The organism is Geodermatophilus saharensis (genome assembly GCF_900188205.1).
GTDB classification, from domain to species: domain Bacteria; phylum Actinomycetota; class Actinomycetes; order Mycobacteriales; family Geodermatophilaceae; genus Geodermatophilus; species Geodermatophilus saharensis.
In genome coordinates, this window is sequence record NZ_FZOH01000001.1 from 212,975 (window position 1) to 237,905 (window position 24,931).

Below are 24,931 nucleotides of genomic sequence, written 5' to 3' on the forward strand. Positions count from 1 at the left end.
TCCCCCCGCTGACCTGGCCCTCCGGGGCGCGCCGGGGGCCGGCGGGGCGCCCCAGATACCCCGCGCGTCCCACCGCTAACGGAATGTGACCGGCGACACAACGACAGTTGCCATGACGATATGTAACGTTTTGGCTGCGCTCGGCCAATCGGAGCGCGGCGCCGGTCCGCCAAACCCTGCCCACCGGTCGCCCACACCAACACCCAGGGCAGGGGTGGGGGAACCACTTCCGGCGCGCGACGGCCTACGGGGGCCTGTCCTCGCGCGCCTCGGGGTGAAGCCGCGACAACGCGGCCGGGCACCGATCGCCCGAACCCGACAGCTCACCTCGCCGGCGGTGATCGGGAGATCATCACCATGCCCAAGCACCGCGCACCCCGCTACGTCCGCACCAAGAAGGTCATCGCCCGGGCCCCTGTCGTCGCCGGCGCCACCGCCGTCGGCCTCGGCGTCCTGAGCGCGCCCGCCTCCGCCCACGAGTCCCCGGGGACGCACGACTGGTCCGGCGTGGCCGAGTGCGAGTCCAGTGGCAACTGGAGCATCAACACCGGCAACGGCTACTACGGCGGCCTGCAGTTCAGCCAGTCCACCTGGGCCGGCTTCGGCGGCACCGGGCTCGCCGCCCGTGCCGACCTCGCCACCCCCGCCCAGCAGGTCGAGATCGCCGAGCGCGTCCTGGCCGGCCAGGGCATCGGCGCCTGGCCGCACTGCGGCGCGTTCCTGGCCGACGGCACCACCGCCGCCGCCGCCGCGGCGCCCGCCCCGGCCGCCGAGGCCGCCGAGGTCCCCGCCGCGGCTCCCGCCGAGCAGCCCGCGGCCGCCCCGGCCGACGACGCCACCGAGGACTACACGGTCCGCTGGGGCGACACGGTCAAGAAGATCGCCGACGCCCACCAGCAGAGCTGGCGCGAGCTGTACCAGCGCAACGTCGACGTCATCGGCGGCGACCCCAACCGGATCTACCCGGGCCAGGTGCTCGCCGTCAGCGGTGCGGCCCCGGCCGCCGAGGCCCCCGCGGCCGCCGCTCCGGCCCCGGCCGTCACCGCCGGCGAGTCCGCCCCCGCCGCCGAGGTCGCGCCGATCGCCGCGGCCGCGCCGCAGGTCGCGAACGCGATCGCCACGATCACCAACACCGCCGGTGCGGTGAAGCCGGTCGCCCAGGCCGCCGCCGACGTCGTCGTCAGCAACGTGCCGGGCGCCGCCGACATCACCATCGGCGGCACGCGAGCCAGCGCCGTCGACCCGAACGGGCACCCCTCGGGCCTGGCGCTGGACTACATGGTCGTGTCCGACGCCGCCCTCGGCGACGCGATCGCCCAGTACCACATCGACCACTGGGACGAGCTCGGCGTGGAGTACGTCATCTGGCAGCAGCGGATCCTGACCTCGCCCGACGGCGCGTGGAAGGCGATGGAGGACCGCGGCAGCGTGACCGCCAACCACTTCGACCACGTGCACGTGAACTACGCGGGCTGACCTCCCGCCACCCCGACGAGGGCCCCGGCCGCTGCCCAGCGGCCGGGGCCCTCGTCGTCCCGGTCAGCGGCCGAGGGTCGCCCAGTACGTCAGGTACGACCGGTGCAGCCAGCCGTCGACCCAGGCGCGGTCGGGCCGGGCGGGCACCGCGGGGCTGTCGCGCAGCGCGACCAGCCGCGCCTCGGCGTCGTCGACCGCGGCGACCACCTCGGCCAGCGGCACCTCGCCCCGCCGGACCCGGCGCAGGTACGCGCGGTCGGGCTCGGGAACCGGCAGCGTGATCCGGCCGGTGCTCAGCAGCTCCACGCCCTGCACGCCCAGCCGCAGGGCGTGCATCGCGTACTTCACGTCGAAGCCGTGCTGGGCCACGAGCTCGGGCCGGTCGGGATGCGCGCCGGCCTGGCCGGTCATCGCCGCCCGCTGGCCCCGCAGGTAGCCGAGGAACCGGTCGGCGGCCACGCGCGAGACGAACCGGTCGGCGTGCGCCACCAGCTCCGCGCCCGCGGCGTCGCGGACCACGACCTCCTCGTCGGGGACGAACAGCAGCAGCAGGACCGTCGGGTTGCCGTTCAGGGCCAGCCGGGCCCACTTGCGGGCCGAGTACACGACGACGTCGACGTCGCCGGCGCCCGACCGGTTGGCCAGCCCGCCAGGGCGGTCCCACGCGGTGTGCCGGTGGTACTGCTCGAAGGGCACGGTCTCGGCGGTCGACAGGCCGGCCGGCACGCGGGCGGTGCCGGTGACGTACTCCGGCGGCTCCAGGCAGATGCCCATCTCGTCACGGTCGTCCTGGCCGGCCACCGACGTGCCGTGCACGCCCGATCCCACCTGGGCCCGCAGCAGGGTGCCGCGTTCGGCGACGGCGCGGGCCTCGGCGGAGGCGTGCGGGTGGTCGTAGGGCGGCGGGAGCGAGCGGTCGCCGGGGACCAGGGGGACGGCGGGCACCGGCACACCCAACCAGCCCGGAGCCGGCCCGCCGACCGGTTTCACCCGGGTCGTCGCCACACCAGCGCGTAGCGCCAGAACACCGACCGGCGCACCCGGACACCGGGCAGGACCGCCGCCGCACGCCGCCGGACCTCCCGCACGGTCAGCCCGGGGTCACGCACCGGCATGCCCGGGGTCGCCGGGTCCCGCCGACCCCGGAACAGCCGGCCCAGCCCCACCCCGCGGTCCAGCACGGCGGCGAGCACCTCGACCGGGAGCTCGCGCGGCAGGTCGGGACGGGGAGGGCCACGGCGGCCAGCACGCCACCGGGCCGCACCGCCGCCGACAGCACCTGCAGCGCCGGCTCCCACCAGCCGGACGTTGGCCGGCACCCGGGCGCGGGCTCCCAGGACGGGACCGCCCGCATCAGTCCTCCAGCGCGGCCTGGAAGGCGGCGAACTTCGACTGCGTCTCGGCCAGCTCGGCCGCGGGGTCGGAGCCGGCCACGATGCCGCACCCGGCGAACAGCCGGGCGGTGCACGGGTCGTCCTCGCCGAGCTGCGCGCACCGCAGCGCCAGGCCGAACTCGCCGTCGCCGCGGGCGTCGAGCCAGCCGACCGGCCCCGCGTAGCGGCCGCGGTCCACGCCCTCCAGCTCGGCGATCACCGCGGTGGCCACGTCGGGCGGCGTGCCACCCACCGCGGCGGTCGGGTGCACGGCGTCGACCAGCTCGAGCAGCCCGGCGCGGCCGCCCGGTCCCGAGCGGCGCTGGGTGCCGGTGACGTCGGTGGCCAGGTGCCGCACGTTGGGGAGGGTCAGCAGCGCCGGCCCCTCGGGCACCGACAGGGCGGTGCAGTAGGGGTCGAGCGCCCGCACCAGCGAGTCGACGGCGAGGACGTGCTCGGCGCGGTCCTTCTCGCTCGCCAGCAGCGCCGCCGCGAGCCGCTCGTCGTCGGCACCCGCGCCGCGGGGGGCGGTGCCGGCCAGCACCCGTGCCGACAGCCGCCGGCCGGTGCGGCGCAGCAGCAGCTCCGGGGTGGCGCCCAGCAGTCCGTCGACGGCGAAGGTCCAGCAGTCGGGGAAGCGGGCGGCCAGCCGGTCGAGCAGCCGGCGCGGGTCGAGCGGCACGTCGGCGGTGACCAGCAGGTCGCGCGCGAGGACGACCTTGGCCAGGTCGCCGTCGCCGATCCGCCGGACCGCCGCGGCCACCGCGCCGCACCAGGACGCGGGGTCCATGGCGCCGTCGGCGTAGCGCAGCCTGGTGGGGGCGGGCGGCAGCGCGGTGGGGTCGCCGGCGAGCACGTCACGGGGGTCGACGTCGCCGGCGGTGGTCAGCCAGGCGGTGCCGCCCCGCCGGCCGACGACGACCTCCGGGACGACGAACACCGACGTGCCCGCGGCGGGGTCGAACGCGACGCTGGCGAACACCACCGGCCCCGAGCCCGGGACGCCCACCGCGTCGTCGACGGGGAGGGCGGCGCTGCGGTCGGCCCACCAGGCGGCGGCCTCGGCCAGTGCCCCGGGACCGCTGACCTCCAGCCGGTCGGCCTCGCCCCAGCCGACCAGTCCCTCGCCGCGGCGCACCCACGACAGGGCGCCGTCGCGGGGCAGCAGGCGCAGCAGGTCGGGGGAGTCGGGCAGCGCCACGGTGACGACCGCGGGCGCGGCGGCGTCCGGGGAGGTCACCGCCGCGGCTGTCACGCTCCCCAGCGTAGGCAGCCCGGTAGCGTCGGCGCCGTGGCGGACCGGCGAGACAGCGCACACCCCGCCGGGCACCGGGCCGGACTGGACAAGCAGCCGCACGAGGTCGCGGCCATGTTCGACGGCGTCGCGCGCCGGTACGACCTCACCAACACCGTGCTCTCCGGCGGGCGGGACGCCGCCTGGCGGCGCGCCACCCGCGAGGCGCTGGGCGCCCGGCCGGGCGACGTCGTCCTCGACGTCGCGGCGGGCACCGCGGTGTCCACCGTCGAGCTGGCCGCCGGCGGCGTGCACGCGATCGCCTGCGACTTCTCCCAGGGCATGCTCCGCGCCGGCTCGGCGCGGCCGGTGCCGAAGATCGCCGGCGACGCGATGGCGCTGCCGCTGGCCGACGCGAGCGTCGACGGGCTGGTGATCTCCTTCGGGCTGCGCAACGTGGCCGATCCCGACGCCGCGCTGCGCGAGTTCGCCCGGGTGGTGCGGCCGGGGGGCAGACTCGTCGTCTGCGAGTTCTCCAGCCCCACCTGGCGGCCGTTCCGCACCGTCTACACCGAGTACCTGATGCGCGCGCTGCCCCGGATCGCGCGCGCGGTGAGCAGCAACCCCGACGCCTACGTCTACCTCGCCGAGTCGATCCGCGCCTGGCCCGACCAGCCGGCCCTGGCCGCGCGGATCCAGGCCGCCGGGTGGGCCGACGTCGAGTGGCGGGACCTGACCGGCGGCATCGTCGCCCTGCACCGCGCCCGGCGCCCGGAGCACGCCCCGACGGCGGTAGCGTGACCCATGACGACACCGACGCCGATGCCCGAGCCGCCCGGCCCCTCGCCGTCGCCGGTCGACCCGATCTCCCCGCCGTCGCCGGCCCCGCTGCCGCAGCCGAGCCCGACCGACCCGACCGCGCCGCCGCCGACCGGCCCGCAGCCGGTCTGACCCGGTCCGCGCGGTGGACGGGCCGCCGTTCACCGACCGGCGCGACGCCGGCCGGCAGCTCGCCGCGCGCCTGACCGACCCCGCCCGCGACCCCGCCGTGCCGCTCGGCCCGGACACGCTGGTCCTGGGCCTGCCCCGCGGGGGCGTGCTCGTCGCCGCCGAGGTCGCCGCCGTGCTGGGTGCGGAGCTCGACGTCGTCGCCGTCCGCAAGCTCGGGGTGCCCGGCCGCCCGGAGCTGGCCATGGGCGCGGTCGCCGCGGTGGGGGAGGCGGTGCAGAGCGTCGGCGTCGAGGCGGTCCTCGCCCGGGTCGACGTCGACGGCGACGCCGCCGCCGAGGTCCGCCGCGCCGAGCTCGCCGAGCTGCGGCGCCGCCGGGAGGCCTACCGCGCCGACCGCCCGCCCCCGGCCCTCGCCGGCCGCACCGTGGTCCTCGTCGACGACGGCCTGGCCACCGGCGCCACGATGCGCGCGGCGCTGGCCGCCGTCCGCAGCGCCGGGCCGGCGGCCGTCGTCGTCGCCGTGCCCGTCGGCCCGCCCGCGCTGTGCGCCGAGCTGGCGGTCGGCGCCGGTGCCGACGAGGTCGTCTGCCTGGTCACGCCGCAGCCGTTCGGCGCGGTGGGCCGCTGGTACGCCGACTTCGGCCAGACCACCGACGAGGAGGTGCGGGCGGCCCTGGGTGCGGCATAGGAAGCGATGCGCACGTTCCCCGGCTCCGGACGTGCGGATAGCTTCCTGTGCCTGGGGGTCGCCGCCGACCACCGCCGAGCACCGAGGGGGCCAGCGCGTGACGAGTCCGACCGCCGGGGGCAGCGCCGACGTCGTCGTGGTGGGTGCCGGGCCCGCGGGGTCGGCCGCCGCCTGGACGCTGGCCACCGCCGGGCTCGACGTCGTCGTGCTGGAGAAGGCCCGCTTCCCGCGGGAGAAGGTGTGCGGCGACGGCCTCACGCCGCGCGCGGTCAAGGCGCTCGACGAGATGGGCGTGGACACCTCCCCGGCGGGCGGCTGGGTCCGGCACCGGGGGCTGCGGGTGTTCGGCGGCGGCCAGGTGGTCGAGGTCGACTGGCCGCAGCTGTCCTCCTGGCCCGACTTCGGCCTCATCCGGGCGCGGCGGGACCTCGACCCGATGCTCGCCGAGCACGCCGTCACCGCCGGCGCACGCCTCGAGCAGGAGGTCACCGTCACCGACCCGCTGCTCGACGACGCCGGCCGCGTCGCGGGCGTGCACGCCCAGGCCGGCCCGGGCCGCGAGCCGGTCACCTGGCGGGCGCCGCTGGTCGTCTCCGCCGAGGGCCTGTCCGGCCGGCTGGCCAAGGCGATCGGGCTGACCCGCCGCGAGGACCGCCCGCTCGGCGTCGCGGTGCGCCGCTACGTCGAGACCCCGCGCGGTGAGGACCCCTACCTCGACATCTCCTTCGACCTGTCCGCCGAGGGCCCCACCGCCGACTCGATGCCCGGCTACGGGTGGTCCTTCGGCATGGGCGACGGCACCGCCAACGTCGGGTTCGGCCTGCTCGACACCCGCCGCGGCGGGGAGACCGACCCCCGCACCGTGCTGCGCCGCTGGCTGGCCACGCTGCCGCCGGAGTGGCAGCTGGGGGAGGAGCACGCGGTCACCCCGCTGCGCGGCGCCGGCCTGCCGATGGCGCTCAACCGCGGACCGGCCTACACCCGCGGGCTGCTGCTGGCCGGCGACACCGCCGGGGTGGTCAACCCGTTCAACGGGGAGGGCATCAGCTACGCGCTGGAGACCGGCCGGATGGCCGCCGAGACCGCCGTCGAGGCGCTGGCCGCCCCCGAGGGCCCGGCCCGCGAGGCGGTGCTGCGCCGCTACCCCCGCCGGCTGCAGGAGGCCTACGGCCGCCACCACCGCCTCGGCACGGCCTTCCTCGCACTGCTCGACCGTCCGGGCCTGGTCCGCTTCGCCACCGCGCACGGGCTCAAGCGCCCGGCGATGGTGAACGCGGCGCTGCGGCTCATGGGCAACCTCTCCGACGGCCGCGACGGCGACCGCTTCGACCGCGCGATCGCGGTGCTCACCCGCCTGACCCCCGCCGTCTGACCCGCGCGGCGGGCCGGTCCGTGACCGGACCGTGACCGCCGGAAGTGAACTCACTCACCCCCCGTGCTTCCGATCCCGAGTTCGGCGGCATAGGCTCGTGGCACCGCGTTTGTGAACTTTTTCACAAGCGCACGAGCACGTGAGGGGAGGCGCCGGTGCTCTCGACCTACGTCCCGATCGTGGGCCTGTTCGCGCTGGCTGCGGCCTTCGCGCTGTTCTCGGTGGCGGTCGCGCCGTTCGTCGGCCCGCGCCGCTACAACCGGGCCAAGCTCGAGGCCTACGAGTGCGGCATCGAGCCGGTCGACCAGCCGCTGCACGGTGGCCGGTTCCCGGTGAAGTACTACCTGACGGCGATGCTCTTCATCGTCTTCGACATCGAGATCGTCTTCCTCTACCCGTGGGCCGTCGCCAACGACGCGCTCGGCGTCTTCGGCCTGGTCGAGATGGTCGTGTTCATCGGCACCGTCTTCCTCGCCTACGCCTACGTCTGGCGGCGCGGCGGTCTCGAGTGGGACTGACGAGCACCACCCCCACGCAGACGACGCAGACGCCCACGGGAACGACGCAGACGGCAGGGAGCTGAGATGGGTCTCGAGGAGAAGCTGCCCAGCGGCTTCCTGCTGACCTCGGTCGAGAAGCTGGTCAACTGGACGCGGAAGTCCTCGCTGTGGCCGGCCACCTTCGGCCTGGCCTGCTGCGCCATCGAGATGATGGCCACCGGCGCCGGCCGCTACGACCTCGCGCGCTTCGGCATGGAGGTCTTCCGCGCGTCCCCGCGCCAGGCCGACCTGATGATCGTCGCCGGGCGGGTGAGCCAGAAGATGGCGCCGGTCCTGCGGCAGATCTACGACCAGATGCCCGAGCCGCGGTGGGTGCTCGCCATGGGGGTGTGCGCCAGCTCCGGCGGCATGTTCAACAACTACGCGGTGGTGCAGGGCGTCGACCACGTCGTCCCCGTGGACATGTACCTGCCCGGCTGCCCGCCGCGGCCGGAGATGCTGATGGACGCCATCCTCAAGCTCCACCACAAGATCCAGCACGAGCCGCTCGGGGAGCGGCGTGCCCGCCAGCTCGAGCGCGACCGCGCCGAGGGCCGCGCCCGCGACCTGCTGGTCGAGATGCCCTCCACCGTGCGGGTGGACAAGGAGGCGCGGCGCGCCTACGAGGAGGCGGCGGCCGCCGGCCGCACCGGCCAGTTCCTCATCGAGCGCCGCGGCGGGCACGTGATCGAGCCGGAGAAGACCCGGTGACCGGCCCCGGTGACCGCTCCGGCCGCGACGAGGCGGCCGAGGGCGCGTACGCGGCGAGCGGCGGCTTCCGCAAGGGCGCGTTCGGCGTCTCCGGCAGCGGCGACACCTCCGGCTTCGGGGGCCTGGTGCGGGTCGAGCCGGGCGGCGCGGTGGCGCTGCACTCCACCGAGCGGCCCTACGGCGGCTGGTTCGACGAGGTGACCGACGCGCTCAGCGAGGCGGTCGGCGAGGCCACCTACGCGGCCGCGGTGCGGCGGGTGCTGGTCGACCGCGGCGAGATCACCTACTTCGTCGCCCGCGAGCACCTGCTCACCCTCGTGCGGGCGCTGCGCGACGACGACGCGCTGCGCTTCGAGCTGTGCAGCAGCGTCTCCGGCGTCGACTACCTCGACAGCGGCGGCCCGGCCGCCGGTCCCGGCCGGCCGCGGCTGCACGTCGTCTACCACCTGACCTCGATGACCTTCCGGCGGCGGATCCGCCTGGAGGTCGCCGTGACGGCCGAGGACCCGCACGTGCCGTCGGTGACGTCGGTGTACCCGACGGCGGACTGGCACGAGCGGGAGACCTACGACATGTTCGGCGTCGTCTTCGACGGGCACCCGGCGCTGACCCGGATCCTCATGCCCGACGACTGGGACGGCCACCCCCAGCGCAAGGACTACCCGCTCGGCGGCGTGCCCGTGGAGTACCACGGCGCCACGATCCCGCCGCCCGACACCCGACGGGCCTACCGATGAGCACCACGTACGACCCCTACGCGGGGTCCCGCCAGACCACCGAGGGCCGCGTCTACACCGTCACCGGTGGCGACTGGGACCAGACGCTCGGCGTCGACCTCTCCGGCGAGGAGCGGCTCGTCGTCAACATGGGGCCCCAGCACCCCTCGACGCACGGCGTCCTCCGCCTGGTCCTCGACCTGGAGGGCGAGACGGTGACCAAGGCGCGGGTGGTCATCGGCTACCTGCACACCGGCATCGAGAAGAACGTCGAGTACCGCAACTGGGTGCAGGGCACGACGTTCGTGACGCGGATGGACTACCTGTCCCCGCTGTACAACGAGGCCGGCTACTGCATGGCCGTCGAGAAGCTGCTCGGCATCGAGGTGCCGCAGCGGGCGCAGACCATCCGCGTGCTGGTCATGGAGATCAACCGGATCGCCTCCCACCTGGTGGGCCTGGCCACCGGCGGGATGGAGCTCGGCGCGCTCACCGGCATGACCAACGGCTTCCGCGAGCGCGAACTGTGCCTGGACCTGCTCGAGGAGATCACCGGGCTGCGGATGAACCACGCCTACATCCGCCCCGGCGGGGTGGCGCAGGACCTGCCGCCCGGCGTCGAGGGGTCGATCCGCGAGTGGCTCGCCGTCATGCCCGAGCGGCTGGCCGGCTACCACAAGCTGCTCACCGGCCAGCCGATCTGGCAGCGGCGGCTCAAGGACGTCGGCTACCTCGACGTGACCGGCTGCGTGGCCCTCGGCATCACCGGCCCCGTGCTGCGCGCCGCCGGCCTGCCGTGGGACCTGCGCAAGGTCGAGCCCTACCTCGGCTACGAGACCTACGACTTCGAGGTGCCCACCGCCGACACCTCCGACGCCTGGGGCCGCTACCTGGTCCGCATGGCCGAGATGTTCGAGTCGCTCAAGCTCGTCGAGCAGGCGCTCGACCGGCTCGAGCCCGGCCCGGTCATGGTCGAGGACCGCAAGATCGCCTGGCCGGCGCAGCTGTCGCTCGGCGCCGACGGGATGGGCAACTCCCTCGAGCACGTCCGGCACATCATGGGGACCTCGATGGAGGCCCTGATCCACCACTTCAAGCTGGTCACCGAGGGCTTCCGGGTGCCGGCCGGGCAGGTGTACGTGCCGGTCGAGTCACCCCGCGGGGAGCTCGGCTACCACGTGGTCAGCGACGGCAGCACCCGGCCGTGGCGCGTCCACGTGCGCGACCCCAGCTTCGTCAACCTGCAGGCCACGGCGGCCATGAGCGAGGGCGGCATGATCGCCGACGTCATCGCCGCCATCGCCTCGATCGACCCGGTGATGGGGGGTGTCGACCGGTGAGCTCGCTGCCCGGATCGGCCGAGGGCTCGGCGACGACGGGGCTGGTCGACAGCCCCGTCGAGCCGGCGCCGGCCGACCTGCCGCCGCTGCCCGAGCAGGCCCGGCTCGAGGCGCGGGAGATCATGTCCCGCTACCCGCAGCCGCGCTCGGCGCTGCTGCCGATGCTGCACCTGGTGCAGAGCTACCAGGGGTACGTCAGCCCCGAGGGCATCGCGCTGTGCGCCGAGGAGCTCGGGCTGACCCGCGCGGAGGTCGGCGCGGTCGCGACCTTCTACACGATGTACAAGCGCCGCCCGGCCGGCCGGCACCTGGTCAGCGTCTGCACCAACACGCTGTGCGCCGTCCTCGGCGGGCAGCGGATCATGGACGCGCTCTCCGCCGACCTCGGCGTCCACCACGACGAGACGGCCGCCGACGGCTCGGTCACCCTCGAGCACGCCGAGTGCCTGGCCGCCTGCGACTACGCGCCGGTGGTCACCGTCGACTACGAGTTCTACGACCAGCAGGACGTCGAGAGCGCCCGCGCGCTGGTCGCCGCGCTGCGCCGGGGCGAGAAGCCGCACCCCACCCGCGGCGCCCCGCTCACCGACTTCCGCGGCGTCTCCCGGCAGCTCGCGGGCCTGTCCCAGCACGCCGACGCCGGGGCCGCGCGCGCCGCCGTCGACGCCGACGGGCAGTGGGGCCCGACGCTGGCCGGGGTCCGGCTGGCCGCCGAGCGCGGCGAGGCCGCCCCGCCGATGGACGGCCCCGAGCCGCAGCCCGCCGACGCCGGCGAACCCGCCGACACGGTGGCGCCGTCCGGGGACGCCGGCACGACGCCGGAGAAGGAGGCCGCCGACGCCCGCGTCGCCGCGGCCGACACCCCCGCCGAGCGGGCCGGCGCCGCGCAGACCCACCCCGACCGCGGGACCGAGTACGGCCGGAGGACCCCCGGCGGCTCCCGTCCCACCCCCGACACCCCCGCGGGCACCGAGCCGGGCACCTCCGGCCAGGGGCCGACCTCCTCGGGGTCGCCCAACCCGAATCCACCCGGCACCCGGGAGGCCTGACCCGTGCCCCTCACCCCCGTCCTCACCTCGCGCTGGGGCGCCGACCAGCCGTGGCGGCTGTCCACCTACGAGTCCCTCGACGGCTACGCCGCGCTGCGCACCGCGCTGACCATGCAGCCCGACGAGCTGGTCTCGCTGGTCAAGGAGTCGGGCCTGCGCGGCCGCGGCGGCGCCGGCTTCCCCACCGGCATGAAGTGGAGCTTCATCCCGCAGCCCAAGCCGGGGGAGACGCCCACCGGTCCGGCCGCGATGCCCAAGTACCTCGTGGTCAACGCCGACGAGGGCGAGCCGGGCACCTGCAAGGACCTCCCGCTGATGATGACCGACCCGCACTCGCTGATCGAGGGCGTGATCATCTCCGCGTACGCGATCCGCTGCCGGTTCGCCGTCATCTACGTCCGCGGCGAGGCGGTGCACGCCCACCGCCGGCTGGTGTCGGCCGTCGAGGAGGCCTACGCGGCCGGCTACCTCGGCACCGACGTCCTCGGCTCGGGCTGGGACCTCGAGCTGGTCGTGCACGCCGGCGCCGGGGCCTACATCTGCGGCGAGGAGACGGCGCTGCTCGACTCGCTCGAGGGCTACCGCGGCCAGCCGCGGCTCAAGCCGCCGTTCCCGGCCGTCGCCGGGCTCTACGGCGCCCCGACCGTCATCAACAACGTCGAGACGCTGGCCACCGTGCCGTTCGTCGTCCGCGGCGGCGCGGAGTGGTTCAAGCGGTTCGGGCCGGAGAAGTCGCCGGGCCCGAAGATCTACTCGCTCTCCGGCCGGGTGGTGCGCCCGGGCCAGTACGAGGCCCCCATGGGCACCACCATGCGCGAGCTGCTGGAGATGGCCGGCGGCGTGCGCCCGGGCCACGAGCTCAAGTTCTGGACCCCGGGCGGCTCCTCGACGCCGTACTTCACCGCCGAGCACCTCGACGTGCCGCTCGACTTCGACTCCGTGGCCGCCGCCGGCTCCATGCTCGGCACCACCGCGCTGATGGTCTTCGACGAGACCGACTCGATCGTCGAGGCCACGCTGCGGTTCACCGAGTTCTACGCCCACGAGAGCTGCGGCAAGTGCACCCCCTGCCGCGAGGGCACCTACTGGCTGGTGCAGGTGCTGCAGCGGCTGGTCGACGGCCGGGGCACCGCCGCCGACCTCGACCTGCTCACCGACACGTGCGACAACATTCTCGGCCGGTCGTTCTGTGCCCTCGGCGACGGCGCGACCAGCTGCATCACCAGCTCGCTCAAGTACTTCCGCGACGACTACGTCGCCCTGCTGCCGCCCGAGGAGCGCGCCCGCCTGGGCCGCTCCCTGCGCCTCGAGCCCGTCGGAGTCGCCTCGTGACGTTGACCCCGGTCAGCCCGGAGCCCGCGGCGGCGGTGCCGCCGGGTGCTCCCGGACCGCACACCCCGCCCGACGCCGTCCACTGCACCATCGACGGCTTCGACGTCGCCGTGCCGAAGGGGACGCTGATCATCCGGGCCGCCGAGATGATCGGCGTGCAGATCCCGCGGTTCTGCGACCACCCGCTGCTTGAGCCCGTCGGCGCCTGCCGGCAGTGCCTGGTCGAGGTGGAGGGCCAGCGCAAGCCGGTGGCCTCCTGCACCATGCCGGTCTCCGAGGGCATGGCGGTGAAGACGCAGCTCACCAGCGCGGTCGCCGACAAGGCGCAGCAGGGCACCATGGAGCTGCTGCTGATCAACCACCCGCTGGACTGCCCGGTCTGCGACAAGGGCGGCGAGTGCCCGTTGCAGAACCAGGCGATGAGCAACGGCCGCGCCGAGTCCCGGTTCGTCGACGTCAAGCGGACCTATCCCAAGCCGCTGCCGATCAGCACCGAGATCCTGCTCGACCGCGAGCGCTGCGTGCTCTGCGCCCGGTGCACCCGCTTCTCGCAGCAGGTGGCCGGCGACCCGTTCATCGAGCTGTTCGAGCGGGGCGCGCTGGAGCAGGTCGCCGTCGCCGAGGACGAGCCGTTCTCCTCCTACTTCTCCGGCAACACCACGCAGATCTGCCCGGTGGGTGCGCTCACCAGCGCGCAGTACCGGTTCCGCTCGCGGCCCTTCGACCTGCGCAGCGAGCCCTCGGTCTGCGAGCACTGCGCCTCGGGCTGCTCGATGCGCACCGACTACCGGCGCGGGAAGGTCATGCGCCGGCTGGCGGGGGAGGACCCCGCGGTCAACGAGGAGTGGACCTGCGACAAGGGCCGCTTCGCCTTCCGCTACGCCGCCACCAACGACCGGCTGACCACGCCGCTGGTCCGGCGCGACGGGGTGCTCGAGCCGGCCTCGTGGCCGGAGGCGTGGGAGGCCGCCGCCGAGGGGCTGCGCGCGGCGCGCGCCGCCGGCGGGGTCGGCGTGCTGCCCGGCGGCCGGCTCACCGTCGAGGACGCCTACGCCTACGCGAAGTTCGCCCGGGTGGCCCTGCGCACCCACGACGTCGACGCCCGGGCCCGCGCGCACTCCGCCGAGGAGCAGGCCTTCCTCGCCGCGCACGTCGCCGGCACCGGCCCCGGCGCCGGCGCGGTCACCTACGACGAGCTGGCGGCCGCACCCGCCGTGCTGCTGGCCGGGTTCGAGCCGGAGGAGGAGTCGCCGATCGTCTTCCTCCGCCTGCGCAAGGCCGTCCGCAAGGGCTCGCTGCGCGTGTTCGACCTCGCGCCGTTCGCCACCCGCGCGGCGCACAAGCTCCAGGCCACCGTGCTGGTCACCCGCCCCGGCGACGAGGCCCGCGCGCTGGCCGCGCTGGCCGAGGGCAGCTGGGGCGGCCCGGCGGTCGAGGCGCTGCGGCAGCCCGGCGCGGTGGTCCTGGTCGGCGAGCGCCTGGCCGAGGTCCCCGGCGCGTTCAGCGCGGCGGTCGCGCTGGCCCGCGCCGCCGGCGCCCGCCTGGCGTGGGTGCCGCGGCGGGCCGGCGAGCGGGGCGCGGTGGAGGCCGGCGCGCTGCCCGGGCTGCTGCCCGGCGGCCGGCCGGTCGACGACCCCGTCGCCCGCGCCGAGGTGGCCACCGTCTGGGGCGTCGACCCCGTCGACCTGCCGGCCACGCCGGGGCGGGACACCACCGGCATCCTCACCGCGGTCCGCGACGGGCGGCTGGCCGGCCTGGTGGTCGGCGGCGTCGACCCCGCCGACCTGCCCGACCCCGCGCTGGCCGGAGCCGCGCTCGCCGCGGCGGCGTTCGTCGTCAGCCTCGAGCAGCGGCCCAGCGGCGTCACCGAGCACGCCGACGTCGTCCTGCCGGTCGCCGCCGCTCCGGAGAAGGCGGGCAGCTACCTCGACTGGGAGGGCCGGGTCCGCCCGTTCGACGCCACGCTGCACGGCACCGGGCAGCTGCCCGACGGCCGTGTGCTGCACGGCCTGGCCGAGTACCTCGACGTCGACCTGCGGCTGCCCGAGCCCGGGGCCGCCCGCGCCGAGCTCGCCGCCCTCGGACTCGCCGGCGCCCGCGCCGACGGCACCGGCCTCGACGTGCCCCCGGCCGTCGTCCCCGAGCCCGGCGACGGCGAGGCGCTGCTGGCCTCCTGGCGGCAGCTGCTCGACGTGGGCACCCTGCAGCGCGACGAGCCCGAGCTCGCCGGCACCGCCCGCCCGCCGGTGGCCCGGGTGTCCCCCGACGCCGCGGCGCGCCTCGGGCTGGCCGAGGGCGACCCGCTCACCGTCACCGGCGCCACCGGGTCGGTGACCCTGCCGGTGTGCCTCACCGCGATGCCCGACGACGTCGTGTGGCTGCCGATGCGCTCACCGGGCAGCGAGGTCCGCACCGGCCTCGGCACCGCACCGGGCGGCGTCGTCCGGCTCAGCGGTCCCCGCCACGGCGCCGCCGCCTCCGGCGCAGGAGGGATCGCCTGATGCTGTTCGCCGCGCCCGACCAGCCGACGCTCGAGGACTTCGGTCACGACGTCTGGTGGATCGTCCTCATCAAGATCGTCGGCGTCTTCGTGGTGCTGGTGCTGATGACGCTGTTCGCAATCGTCTTCGAGCGCAAGGTCGTCGCCCGCATGCAGCAGCGCTCGGGCCCCAACCGGGTGGGCCCGCGCGGGTCGCTGCAGAGCCTCGCCGACGGGCTGAAGCTGGCGTTCAAGGAAGACATCATGCCGGCGCTCGCGGACAAGCCGGTCTACTTCCTGGCGCCGGTCATCTCCGCCGTCCCGGCGTTCCTGGCCTTCTCGGTCATCCCGCTGGGCCCGACGGTGAGCATCTTCGGCGAGCGCACCCCGCTGCAGCTCACCGACGCCCCCATCGGCGTGCTCGTCGTGCTCGCCTGCTCGGCGATGGGCGTCTACGGCATCGTGCTGGCCGGCTGGGCGTCGGGCTCGACCTACCCGCTGCTCGGCGGGCTGCGCAGCGCCGCGCAGATGGTCAGCTACGAGATCGCGATGGGCCTGTCGATCGTCGCGGTGTTCCTCTACGCCGGGACGATGTCGACCTCGGAGATCGTCGCCGCCCAGGCCGACGGCCCGCAGCTGTCCTTCTTCGGCCTGGAGTTCACCGGCCCCGGCTGGTTCTCGATCCTGCTGCCGGTCAGCTTCGTCATCTACGCGATCGCCGTCGTCGGGGAGACCAACCGCGCGCCCTTCGACCTCCCCGAGGCCGAGAGCGAGCTGGTCGGCGGCTTCCACACCGAGTACACGTCGCTGAAGTTCGCGCTGTTCTTCCTCGCCGAGTACATCAACATGGTCACCGTCTCGGCGCTGGCCGCGACGCTGTTCCTCGGCGGCTGGCGGGCACCGTGGCCGCTGTCGATCTGGGACGGCGCCAACTCCGGCTGGTGGCCGCTGCTGTGGTTCGTCCTCAAGGTGGTCGCGGCGCTGTTCGTGTTCATCTGGCTGCGCGGCACGCTGCCCCGGTTGCGCTACGACCAGTTCATGCGCTTCGGCTGGAAGGTCCTCGTGCCGACGGCGCTGGTGTGGATCCTCGCCGTCGCCACGATGCGCACCGTCTCCCGCGAGACCGACCTGTCCACCGGCCAGGTCGCCGTCTTCGTCGGCGTGCCGATCGCGCTGCTGGTCCTGCTCGGCCTGTCGCTGGCCAGCCGGGCGAGCAACCGCGACACCCGGCTCATGGCCGCCGAGGCCGCCGCCGGCGAGGTGCACGCCGTCGACCCCGATCCCGATCCCGAGGTGCTGCCCCCGGCCGGGCCGCGGCGCCGCCCGGCGCAGCGCACCGGCCCCGCCCGCGCCGAGGGCGGCTTCCCGGTGCCGCCGATGGACCTCACCGTGCCCCCCTCGCCGCGGCTGCGCCGTGCCGACCGGGTCGCCGAGCCGGTGGGCGCCGGCCGTCCCGAGGGCGGCGTGGTGAGCACCGGACGCCGGGCCGCCGGCAGCACGGCGGGCAGCACCGCCACCAGCGCACAGGAGGACACCGATGGCTGAGCACGACCCGGCCACGAGCGGGGAGTCGAAGGGCCTCGCGCAGGCCTCGCGCGGTGGGGAGGTCGAGCGGGCCGGTCGCGGCGGGGCCGCGCCGGCGCCCCGCCGCAGCCTGCTGCCGGCGCCGGGTCAGGGCTTCGGCGTCACCTTCGCCCAGATGTTCAAGAAGGTGACCACCGAGCAGTACCCGGAGACCCCGAAGGTCACCAAGCCGCGCTACCACGGCCGGCACGTGCTCAACCGGCACCCCGACGGGCTGGAGAAGTGCGTCGGCTGCGAGCTGTGCGCCTGGGCCTGCCCGGCCGACGCCATCTACGTCGAGGGCGGGGACAACACCGAGGACGCCCGCTACTCGCCCGGTGAGCGCTACGGCGCCGTCTACCAGATCAACTACCTGCGCTGCATCTTCTGCGGGCTGTGCATCGAGGCGTGCCCGACCCGCTCGCTGACGATGAGCAACGACTTCGAGCTCGCCGACGACGACCGTCGCGACCTGATCTACACCAAGGAGCAGCTCATGGCGCCGCTCCTGCCCGGCATGGAGGCCCCGCCGCACCCGATGCGCCTGGGCGACGACGAGAAGGCGTACTACGTGCGCGAGCCGCAGTCGGGCTCGGCGGCCGAGCCGGTCACGGTGGAGCGGGCATGACCGACGTCGCCATCGGCACCGGCGAGGCCGTCGTCTTCTGGATCCTCGGGCCGGTCGCGCTCGCCGGCGCGCTCGGGATGGTGTTCAGCCGCAACGCCGTGCACTCGGCGCTGTGGCTGGTCACCACGATGCTCTCGCTCGGCGTCTTCTACGTCGTCCAGTCGGCGCCGTTCCTCGGCGCGGTGCAGATCATCGTCTACACCGGCGCGATCATGATCCTGTTCCTGTTCGTGCTCATGCTGGTCGGCCGGGACTCCTCCGACTCCGTCGTGGAGACGCTGCGCGGGCAGCGGGTCGCGGCCACCGTGCTCGGCGTCGGCTTCGCCGGCCTGGTCGGCGCCGGCATCGCCCGCGCCACCCGGGACACGGGGATCGAGGGCCTCGGCGACGCGGGCGGCACCGGCAACATCGAGACGATCGCCGGGGTGCTGTTCACCCGGTACCTGCTGGCCTTCGAGGTGACCAGCGCGCTGCTGATCACCGCCGCCGTGGGCGCGATGGTGCTGGCCCACATCGAGCGCGAGCCCGGCAGCCGGCAGACGCAGAAGGAGCTCTCGCGGGCCCGGTTCCTCACCGACCGGCCGCAGACCCTGCCCGGCCCCGGCGTCTTCGCGCGGGCCAACTCGGTGGCCACCGGCGCGCTGCTGCCCGACGGCCGCACCGCCGAGGACAGCCTGGCCACCGGCATCGAACCCCGGGAGGTCGAGCAGATGCCCCGACCCACCGGTCGCGCCCAGCTGGGCAGCCCCGACGCCGCCCTCGGCACGACGGACGAGCCACGGTGAGCGAGCGTGCGAGCTCACCCAGGGACGCAGCAGCGCCGCTCATGACCGCGACGAGCGCCGGCGAGGAGAGGGCATGAGCGTCACGCACTACCTGGTGCTCGCGGCGATCCTGTTCACCATCGGCGCGGTCGGCGTGCTGGTGCGGCGCAACGCGATCGTCGTGTTCATGTGCATCGAGCTGATGCTCAACTCGGTGAACCTGACCCTGGTCACCTTCGCCCGGGCCACCGGCACCATCGACGGCCAGATCATGGCGTTCTTCGTCATGGTCGTCGCCGCCGCCGAGGTCGTCGTCGGCCTGGCCATCATCATGTCGATCTACCGGACCCGCCGGTCGGCGTCGGTCGACGACGCCAACCTGCTCAAGTACTGACGGGAGCCGGCACACCTGATGGACACCGTCGCGGCCGAGGGCCTGCTGTCCGCATCCTGGCTGGTGATCGCCCTGCCGCTGCTCGGCGCGGCGGTGCTGCTGCTCGGCGGCCGGCGCACCGACGCCTGGGGTCACCTGCTCGGGACGGCGACCGTCGTCGCCGCGTTCGTCCTCGGCCTGCTGTGCACCGTGCAGCTGGCCGGCGTCGAGGGTCACGCGGTCGACGCCGAGCTGTTCACCTTCGTCTCCACCGGGTCGCTCGACGTCGGCGCCGGGCTGCTCGTCGACCCGCTGTCGGCGACGTTCATGCTGCTGATCACCGGCGTGGGCTCGCTCATCCACGTCTACTCGATCGGCTACATGGCGCACGACCCGCGCCGCCGCCGGTTCTTCGCCTACCTCAACCTCTTCGTCGCGGCGATGCTGCTGCTCGTCCTCGGCGACAACTACGTGGCCCTGTACGTCGGGTGGGAGGGCGTGGGCCTGGCCTCCTACCTGCTCATCGCCTTCTGGCATGACCGCCCGTCGGCGGCCACCGCGGCGAAGAAGGCGTTCGTCATGAACCGGGTCGGCGACGTCGGCCTGGCCCTGGCGATCTTCGTCATGTTCGCCCAGCTCGGCACCGTCTCCTACGAGGGCGTCTTCGGCGGGGTGGGGGCGCTGGCCGGCGGCACGCTGACGGCGCTGGGCCTGCTCCTGCTGCTCGGTGCGTGCGGCAAGTCCGGCCAGTTCCCGCTGCAGGCGTGGCTGCCCGACGCCATGGAGGGCCCGACGCCGGTCTCGGCGCTCATCCACGCCGCGACGATGGTGACCGCCGGCGTCTACCTCATCGCCCGCTCCGCGCCCATCTACGACCTCACGCCCACCGCCCGCGGTGTGGTGCTGGCCGTCGGCGCGATCACGCTGCTCTACGGCGCGATCGTGGGCTGCGCGTACGACGACATCAAGAAGGTGCTGGCGTACTCCACGGTCAGCCAGATCGGCTACATGTTCCTGGCCGTGGGCCTGGGCCCGGTCGGCTACGCCGCGGCGATCGCCCACCTGCTCACGCACGGCTTCTTCAAGGCCGGGCTGTTCCTCGGCGCCGGGTCGGTCATGCACGCGATGGGCGACGAGGTCGACATGCGCCGCTTCGGCGGGCTGGCCCGCAGGCTGCCGGTCACCTTCGTGACCTTCGGCCTGGGCTACCTCGCGCTCATCGGGTTCCCGTTCCTGTCCGGCTACTGGACGAAGGACGCGATCATCGAGGCCGCGCTCGACCGCGGCGACTGGGCGGGCTGGCTGCTCGGCGGCGTGGCCGTCCTCGGCGCCGGGCTGACCGCCTTCTACATGACCCGCCTGATGCTCATGACCTTCTTCGGCCGGCCGCGGTGGACCGAGGACCAGCACCCGCACGAGTCGCCGTCGGTCATGACCGCGCCGATGGTCGTGCTGGCCGTCGGCTCGGTGGCCGCCGGGTTCCTGCTGGTGCAGGTCTTCCCGCTCGACACCTGGCTCGAGCCGGTGTTCGGCGTCCCCGAGGAGGCCGAGCACGTGGTCGCCCCGGCCCTCGTCGGCCTCGTCGTCACCGCCGTCATGGCCCTCGGGGTGCTGGCCGCGTGGCTGTTCGTGGGCCGCCGCGAGGTGCCCGAGGTCGCGCCGGCCCGGGTCTCGCCGGTGGTCCGCGCGGCGCGGCGGGCGCTCTACGCCGACACGGTCAACGAGTCGCTGTTCATGCGGCCGGGCCAGTGGCTGACCCGCGCGCTGGTGTGGGTGGACAACCGCGGCGTCGACGGCGCCGTCAACGGCCTGGCCGCCACGCTCGGCGGGTCGTCGTCGCGGCTGGGCCGGGCACAGACCGGCTTCGTGCGCTCCTACGCGCTCGGGATGCTCGGCGGCGCCGTCGTGGTGGCCGGGGCGCTGCTGGCGGTGACGGCGGGATGACCGGACGGGCCCAGGAGAGGACGACGGAGAACGTGAGGGCGACGGCGTGAGCGACTCCCTGCTGCTCGTGGCGATGGTCGTGGTGCCCGCGGTGGGCGCGGCGGTCGTCGCCGGGCTGCCCCGCGAGCGCACCCCGCTGGCCCGGCAGGTCGCCCTCGGCGTCAGCCTGGTCGTGCTGGTGCTCGCGGTGCTGGCCACCGTCGCCTTCGACCCCGACGGCGACCGGTTCCAGCTGACCAGCTCCGTGCCGTGGATCCCCGGCTTCGGCGTCGACTTCGCCCTCGGCGTCGACGGCATCGCCCTGGTGATGCTGCTGCTGGTCGGCGTCCTGGTGCCGGTGGTCGTGCTCGCCTCGTGGGACGACACCCCGCCGGCGCGGCGGTCGATGCGGACGTTCTTCGCCTGGCTGCTGCTGCTCGAGGCGTGCATGGTCGGCGTCTTCGCCGCCACCGACGTCTTCCTCTTCTACGTCTTCTTCGAGGCGATGCTGGTCCCGATGTACTTCATCGTGGGCAGCTTCGGCGGCCCGCGCCGGCAGTACGCCGCGGTGAAGTTCTTCCTCTACAGCCTGCTCGGCGGGCTGGTCATGCTCGCCGCCGTCATCGGGCTGTACGTGGTCAGCGCGTCGGCGGGGGAGGGGACCTTCGCCTTCGAGTCGCTGCGGCAGCTCGACATCGACCCCGACGTGCAGCGCCTGCTGTTCCTCGGCTTCTTCGTGGCGTTCGCGATCAAGGCGCCGCTGGTGCCGCTGCACACCTGGCTGCCCGACGCCGGCGCCGAGGCGCCGATCGGTGGCGCGGTGCTGCTGGTCGGCGTGCTCGACAAGGTCGGCACCTTCGGGTTCCTGCGCTACTGCCTGCCGCTGTTCCCCGACGCCTCCCGTGACTTCGCCCCGTTGGTCCTCGTCCTCGCCGTCGCCGGGGTGCTCTACGCCGCGCTCCTGGCGATGGGGCAGAACGACATGAAACGGCTGGTCAGCTACACCTCGATCGCGCACTTCGGGTTCATCGCGCTGGGCGTCTTCGCCTTCACCACCGAGGCCGCCACCGGCGCGGTGCTGTACATGGTCAACCACGGCATCGCCACCGGGCTGCTGTTCCTCGTCGTCGGCATGCTCATCGCCCGCGGCGGCTCCCGGCTGGTCGGCGACTACGGCGGGGTGGCCAGCCGCGCGCCCAAGCTGGCCGGGGTCTTCCTCGTCGCCGGGCTCGCGTCGCTGGCGCTGCCGGGCACCAACAGCTTCGTCAGCGAGTTCCTCGTGCTCATCGGGTCGTTCCCGACCCGGCCGGTGTTCACCGTCCTGGCCACCGTCGGGATCATCCTGGCCGCGCTCTACGTGCTGCTGCTCTACCAACGCACGATGCACGGCCCGCCGCGCGGCGTGCTGTTCCCCGCCGACCCCGCCACCGCCGACCCCGCCACCGCCGACCCCGCCACCGCCGACCCCGCCACCGCCGACACCTCCGCGGCCGGCGAGCCGGCGCCGGCCGGCGGGCACGGGGCCACGGCGGCGTCGGCCACGGCGACGGGGACGGGGACGGCCACGGGGACGGCCACGGCAACGGGGACGGCGACGCTCACCGAGGCGCCGCCCGCCCGCACCACGACGCTGCTGCACGACCTCACCCGCCGCGAGACGGTCGTCGTCGCCCCGCTGGTGGCGCTGATCCTCGTCCTCGGCTTCTACCCGCAGCCGCTGGTCCGGCTGATCGAGCCGGCCGTCGCGGCCACGATGAGCGACGTCGGCGCCGACCCGGCCGGGACCACCCCCGCCACGACCGAGGGGACCGACCGATGACGATCGAGGCGCCCGACCTGTCGCTGGCCGCCCTCGCCCCGCTGCTGTTCGTCTTCGGCGCGGCGTGCATCGGCGTGCTGGTCGAGGCGTTCGGCCCGCGCGACTCCCGCCACCCGGTGCAGGTCGCCGTGGCGCTGGTCGGCACCCTCGGCGGATTGGTCACCACCGTGCTGCTCGCCGGCACCCGGGAGGTCACCGCCGGCGGCGCGCTCGCCGTCGACGGCGCCGGGCTGTTCCTGCAGGCCACCATCGCCGGTCTCGGCGCGCTGTCGCTCCTGCTGTTCGCCGAGCGCAACCTCGACCCCGCCCGCTCGGCGTTCGTCGTCTCCGCCGCGGTGCCGGCCGGCAGCGTCCGCGACCGCGAGCTGCTCACCGTGCAGCGGGTGCAGACCGAGGTCTACCCGCTGGCCACCTTCGCCATCGGCGGCATGATGCTGTTCGTCACCGCCAACGACCTGCTGGTCATGTTCGTGGCGCTGGAGGTGCTCAGCCTCCCGCTGTACCTGATCAGCGGCCTGGCCCGCCGGCGGCGGTTGCTGTCGCAGGAGGCGGCGGTCAAGTACTTCCTGCTCGGGTCGTTCGCCTCGGCGTTCTTCCTCTACGGCGTGGCGCTGGTCTACGGCGCCACCGGCACCGTCCGGCTGGCGGGGGTGCGCGAGGCGGTCGCGGGCGCGGAGGGCGGCACGCTGGTCGTCCTCGGCCTGGCGCTGCTGGTCGTGGGCCTGCTGTTCAAGGCCAGCGTCGCGCCCTTCCACACCTGGACGCCCGACGTCTACCAGGGCGCGCCCACCCCGGTGACCGCGTTCATGGCCGCCTGCACCAAGGTCGCGGCGTTCGGCGCGATCCTGCGGCTGCTCTACGTCGCCTTCGGCACCGAGGAGTGGACCTGGCGGCCGCTGGTCTATGGCGTCGCCATCGTCTCCATGGTCATCGGCGCGGTGCTGGGCCTGACCCAGACCGACCTCAAGCGGATGCTCGCCTACTCCTCCGTGGCGCACGCCGGGTTCCTGCTCACCGGCGTCCTGGGCCTGCCGGCCACGGGTGACGCCGCCGGGTCGGGCCTGCCCGCGGTGATGTTCTACCTGCTCGCCTACGGGCTGACCACGCTCGGCGCGTTCGCCGTCCTCACCCTGGTGCGCAGCGGCGAGGGGGAGGCCACCCACCTGTCGCAGTGGGCCGGCCTGGCGCAGCGGTCGCCGCTGACCGCCGCGGTCATGAGCCTGTTCCTGCTCGCGCTCGCCGGGATCCCGCTCACCAGCGGCTTCACCGGCAAGTTCGCCGTCTTCCGGGCCGCGATCGAGGACGGCGCCTGGCCGCTGGCCCTGGTGGCGCTGCTGGCCAGCGCGGTGGCGGCGTTCTTCTACCTGCGGGTCATCGTGCTCATGTACTTCTCCGAGCCCGCGGTCGACGGCCCGACCGTCGGCGTGCCCGGACTGCCCACGACGATCGTGCTCGCGGTGACGGCGGCGGCCACCCTGTTGCTGGGCATCGTCCCCGGGGCGGTGCTCGGTCTGGCCGATCGGGCGGCTATCTTCGTCGGTTGATGACCGGACCCCGTGCCGCCGTCGACGGGAGCGCCCCGGCCGAGGTCTGGCACCGCATCGCCACCCCCGCGTCCACGATGGGGACGTGGCTCCCCTCGGGGTCCCTCGGGGACTCCCTCGCCGAGGGTCTCGCCCGCGTGGAGTCGACCCTCGCCGCCGCGGTGACCAGCGAGCACCCCTTCGTCTCCGAGGCCGCCGGTCACCTCATGGCCGCCGGGGGCAAGCGGTTCCGGCCCATGCTGGCGCTGCTCGCCGCGCACCTCGGGAACGCGCGGGCACCGGAGGTGGTGCAGGCCGCCGTCGTCTGCGAGCTCACCCACCTGGCCACGCTGTACCACGACGACGTCATGGACGAGGCCGACGTGCGCCGCGGGGCGCAGAGCGCCAACAGCCGCTGGACCAACAGCGTCGCCATCCTGACCGGCGACTTCCTCTTCGCCCGCGCCTCGGACCTGCTCGCCGACCTCGGCCCCGAGGCCGTCCGCATCCAGGCACGGACCTTCGAGCGGCTGGTCACCGGGCAGATCCGGGAGACCGTGGGCGCCCGGCAGGGCGAGGACCGCGTGGCCCACTACCTCGAGGTGCTCGCCGACAAGACCGGCTCGCTGGTGGCCACCTCCGCCCGCTTCGGTGCCTCCTTCGCCGGCGTCGACGCCGCCCTGGTCGAGGCGCTGACCCGCTTCGGCGAGGAGGTCGGCGTCGCCTTCCAGCTCTCCGACGACCTCCTCGACATCGTCACCGACGGCGCCTCCGGCAAGTCCCCGGGCACCGACCTGCGCGAGGGCATCGCCACCCTGCCGGCGCTGATCGCGCTCGCCGGCGACGACCCCGCCGACGCGCGGCTGCGCGAGCTGGTCTCCCGCCCGCTGTCCGACGACGGCGAGCACGCCGAGGCCCTGACGCTGCTGCGCGGCTCCGCGGCGCTCGGGCGGGCCGGCGAGGTGCTGCGGGAGTACGCCGACCGGGCGCGCACGTCGCTGTCCGGGGTGCCGGCGGGCGAGGTGCGCGACGCGCTGTCGGCGCTGTGCGACTACGTGGTCACCCGCACCAGCTAGCG

The 24,931-nt window shown here is 74.8% G+C and carries 23 protein-coding genes and 1 riboswitch; of the genes, 20 read left to right on the forward strand and 3 right to left on the reverse strand.

The window, feature by feature from the left end; translation table 11 throughout:
• The first annotated feature begins 184 nt into the window (after positions 1-184).
• Positions 185-353, forward strand: a riboswitch (cyclic di-AMP (ydaO/yuaA leader).
• Positions 354-357: 4 nt separating this feature from the next.
• Positions 358-1,476, forward strand: coding sequence for a LysM peptidoglycan-binding domain-containing protein (locus CHC04_RS25170; RefSeq protein ID WP_141233665.1), 1,119 nt, complete (start codon positions 358-360; stop codon positions 1,474-1,476).
• Between the two features lie 63 nt (positions 1,477-1,539).
• On the opposite strand, the gene CHC04_RS01035 is transcribed toward CHC04_RS25170, so the two are convergent.
• The 3 genes from CHC04_RS01035 to CHC04_RS01045 all read right to left on the reverse strand — a co-directional run bounded on the left by CHC04_RS01035 (position 1,540) and on the right by CHC04_RS01045 (position 4,104).
• Positions 1,540-2,421 (reverse strand): DNA polymerase beta superfamily protein, encoded by an 882-nt coding sequence (locus tag CHC04_RS01035; protein WP_217897119.1) that lies wholly within the window; start codon positions 2,419-2,421, stop codon positions 1,540-1,542.
• 41 nt (positions 2,422-2,462) lie between these two features.
• Entirely contained in the window at positions 2,463-2,657 is a 195-nt protein-coding gene (locus CHC04_RS01040) for a hypothetical protein (RefSeq protein ID WP_141233666.1), read from the reverse strand.
• Positions 2,658-2,829: 172 nt separating this feature from the next.
• Positions 2,830-4,104 (reverse strand): isochorismate synthase, encoded by a 1,275-nt coding sequence (locus CHC04_RS01045; protein WP_089402061.1) that lies wholly within the window; start codon positions 4,102-4,104, stop codon positions 2,830-2,832.
• Between the two features lie 36 nt (positions 4,105-4,140).
• Between CHC04_RS01045 and CHC04_RS01050 the strand changes: the two genes are divergently transcribed.
• The 19 genes from CHC04_RS01050 to CHC04_RS01135 all read left to right on the forward strand — a co-directional run bounded on the left by CHC04_RS01050 (position 4,141) and on the right by CHC04_RS01135 (position 24,929).
• Positions 4,141-4,884: a demethylmenaquinone methyltransferase gene (locus tag CHC04_RS01050; protein ID WP_089402062.1), complete on the forward strand. Its 744-nt coding sequence runs from the start codon at positions 4,141-4,143 to the stop codon at positions 4,882-4,884.
• Positions 4,885-4,887: 3 nt separating this feature from the next.
• Positions 4,888-5,034: a hypothetical protein gene (locus tag CHC04_RS23845; protein ID WP_170149164.1), complete on the forward strand. Its 147-nt coding sequence runs from the start codon at positions 4,888-4,890 to the stop codon at positions 5,032-5,034.
• Between the two features lie 13 nt (positions 5,035-5,047).
• Positions 5,048-5,722, forward strand: coding sequence for a phosphoribosyltransferase (locus tag CHC04_RS01055; protein ID WP_089402063.1), 675 nt, complete (start codon positions 5,048-5,050; stop codon positions 5,720-5,722).
• A gap of 97 nt (positions 5,723-5,819) precedes the next feature.
• The gene (locus CHC04_RS01060; protein WP_089402064.1) at positions 5,820-7,094 is read left to right on the forward strand and encodes a geranylgeranyl reductase family protein; all 1,275 of its coding nucleotides are present in this window, start codon (positions 5,820-5,822) and stop codon (positions 7,092-7,094) included.
• A 155-nt stretch (positions 7,095-7,249) separates the two neighbouring features.
• Positions 7,250-7,612, forward strand: a complete 363-nt coding sequence (locus CHC04_RS01065) for an NADH-quinone oxidoreductase subunit A (RefSeq protein WP_089402065.1) — start codon at positions 7,250-7,252, stop codon at positions 7,610-7,612.
• Between the two features lie 66 nt (positions 7,613-7,678).
• Positions 7,679-8,344, forward strand: coding sequence for a NuoB/complex I 20 kDa subunit family protein (locus CHC04_RS01070; protein WP_089402066.1), 666 nt, complete (start codon positions 7,679-7,681; stop codon positions 8,342-8,344).
• Entirely contained in the window at positions 8,341-9,081 is a 741-nt protein-coding gene (locus CHC04_RS01075; RefSeq protein WP_089402067.1) for an NADH-quinone oxidoreductase subunit C, read from the forward strand. The genes CHC04_RS01070 and CHC04_RS01075 overlap by 4 nt, the downstream gene beginning before the upstream one ends.
• Complete coding sequence (locus CHC04_RS01080; protein WP_089402068.1) at positions 9,078-10,400, forward strand: NADH-quinone oxidoreductase subunit D; 1,323 nt, start codon at positions 9,078-9,080, stop codon at positions 10,398-10,400. The genes CHC04_RS01075 and CHC04_RS01080 overlap by 4 nt, the downstream gene beginning before the upstream one ends.
• Positions 10,397-11,449 (forward strand): NADH-quinone oxidoreductase subunit NuoE, encoded by a 1,053-nt coding sequence (nuoE, locus tag CHC04_RS01085; RefSeq protein ID WP_089402069.1) that lies wholly within the window; start codon positions 10,397-10,399, stop codon positions 11,447-11,449. The genes CHC04_RS01080 and nuoE overlap by 4 nt, the downstream gene beginning before the upstream one ends.
• A 3-nt stretch (positions 11,450-11,452) precedes the next feature.
• Positions 11,453-12,781: an NADH-quinone oxidoreductase subunit NuoF gene (gene nuoF / locus CHC04_RS01090; RefSeq protein WP_089402070.1), complete on the forward strand. Its 1,329-nt coding sequence runs from the start codon at positions 11,453-11,455 to the stop codon at positions 12,779-12,781.
• Positions 12,778-15,282, forward strand: a complete 2,505-nt coding sequence (locus CHC04_RS01095) for an NADH-quinone oxidoreductase subunit G (protein WP_089402071.1) — start codon at positions 12,778-12,780, stop codon at positions 15,280-15,282. The genes nuoF and CHC04_RS01095 overlap by 4 nt, the downstream gene beginning before the upstream one ends.
• Positions 15,282-16,805, forward strand: coding sequence for an NADH-quinone oxidoreductase subunit NuoH (nuoH, locus tag CHC04_RS01100; protein ID WP_089402072.1), 1,524 nt, complete (start codon positions 15,282-15,284; stop codon positions 16,803-16,805). Before CHC04_RS01095 ends, nuoH begins: the two co-directional genes overlap by 1 nt.
• Complete coding sequence (nuoI, locus tag CHC04_RS01105) at positions 16,798-17,451, forward strand: NADH-quinone oxidoreductase subunit NuoI (protein ID WP_089402073.1); 654 nt, start codon at positions 16,798-16,800, stop codon at positions 17,449-17,451. Before nuoH ends, nuoI begins: the two co-directional genes overlap by 8 nt.
• Positions 17,448-18,236, forward strand: a complete 789-nt coding sequence (locus CHC04_RS01110; RefSeq protein WP_089402074.1) for an NADH-quinone oxidoreductase subunit J — start codon at positions 17,448-17,450, stop codon at positions 18,234-18,236. The genes nuoI and CHC04_RS01110 overlap by 4 nt, the downstream gene beginning before the upstream one ends.
• Before the next feature lie 73 nt (positions 18,237-18,309).
• Positions 18,310-18,609: an NADH-quinone oxidoreductase subunit NuoK gene (gene nuoK / locus CHC04_RS01115; RefSeq protein ID WP_089402075.1), complete on the forward strand. Its 300-nt coding sequence runs from the start codon at positions 18,310-18,312 to the stop codon at positions 18,607-18,609.
• A gap of 18 nt (positions 18,610-18,627) precedes the next feature.
• Positions 18,628-20,532 (forward strand): NADH-quinone oxidoreductase subunit L, encoded by a 1,905-nt coding sequence (gene nuoL, locus CHC04_RS01120; RefSeq protein ID WP_217897120.1) that lies wholly within the window; start codon positions 18,628-18,630, stop codon positions 20,530-20,532.
• 46 nt (positions 20,533-20,578) lie between these two features.
• On the forward strand, positions 20,579-22,330 hold the full coding sequence (locus tag CHC04_RS01125; RefSeq protein WP_089402076.1) for an NADH-quinone oxidoreductase subunit M: 1,752 nt from the start codon (positions 20,579-20,581) through the stop codon (positions 22,328-22,330).
• Positions 22,327-23,874: an NADH-quinone oxidoreductase subunit NuoN gene (gene nuoN / locus CHC04_RS01130; protein WP_089402077.1), complete on the forward strand. Its 1,548-nt coding sequence runs from the start codon at positions 22,327-22,329 to the stop codon at positions 23,872-23,874. The genes CHC04_RS01125 and nuoN overlap by 4 nt, the downstream gene beginning before the upstream one ends.
• Positions 23,874-24,929 (forward strand): polyprenyl synthetase family protein, encoded by a 1,056-nt coding sequence (locus CHC04_RS01135; RefSeq protein WP_089402078.1) that lies wholly within the window; start codon positions 23,874-23,876, stop codon positions 24,927-24,929. The genes nuoN and CHC04_RS01135 overlap by 1 nt, the downstream gene beginning before the upstream one ends.
• Positions 24,930-24,931 lie beyond the last annotated feature (2 nt).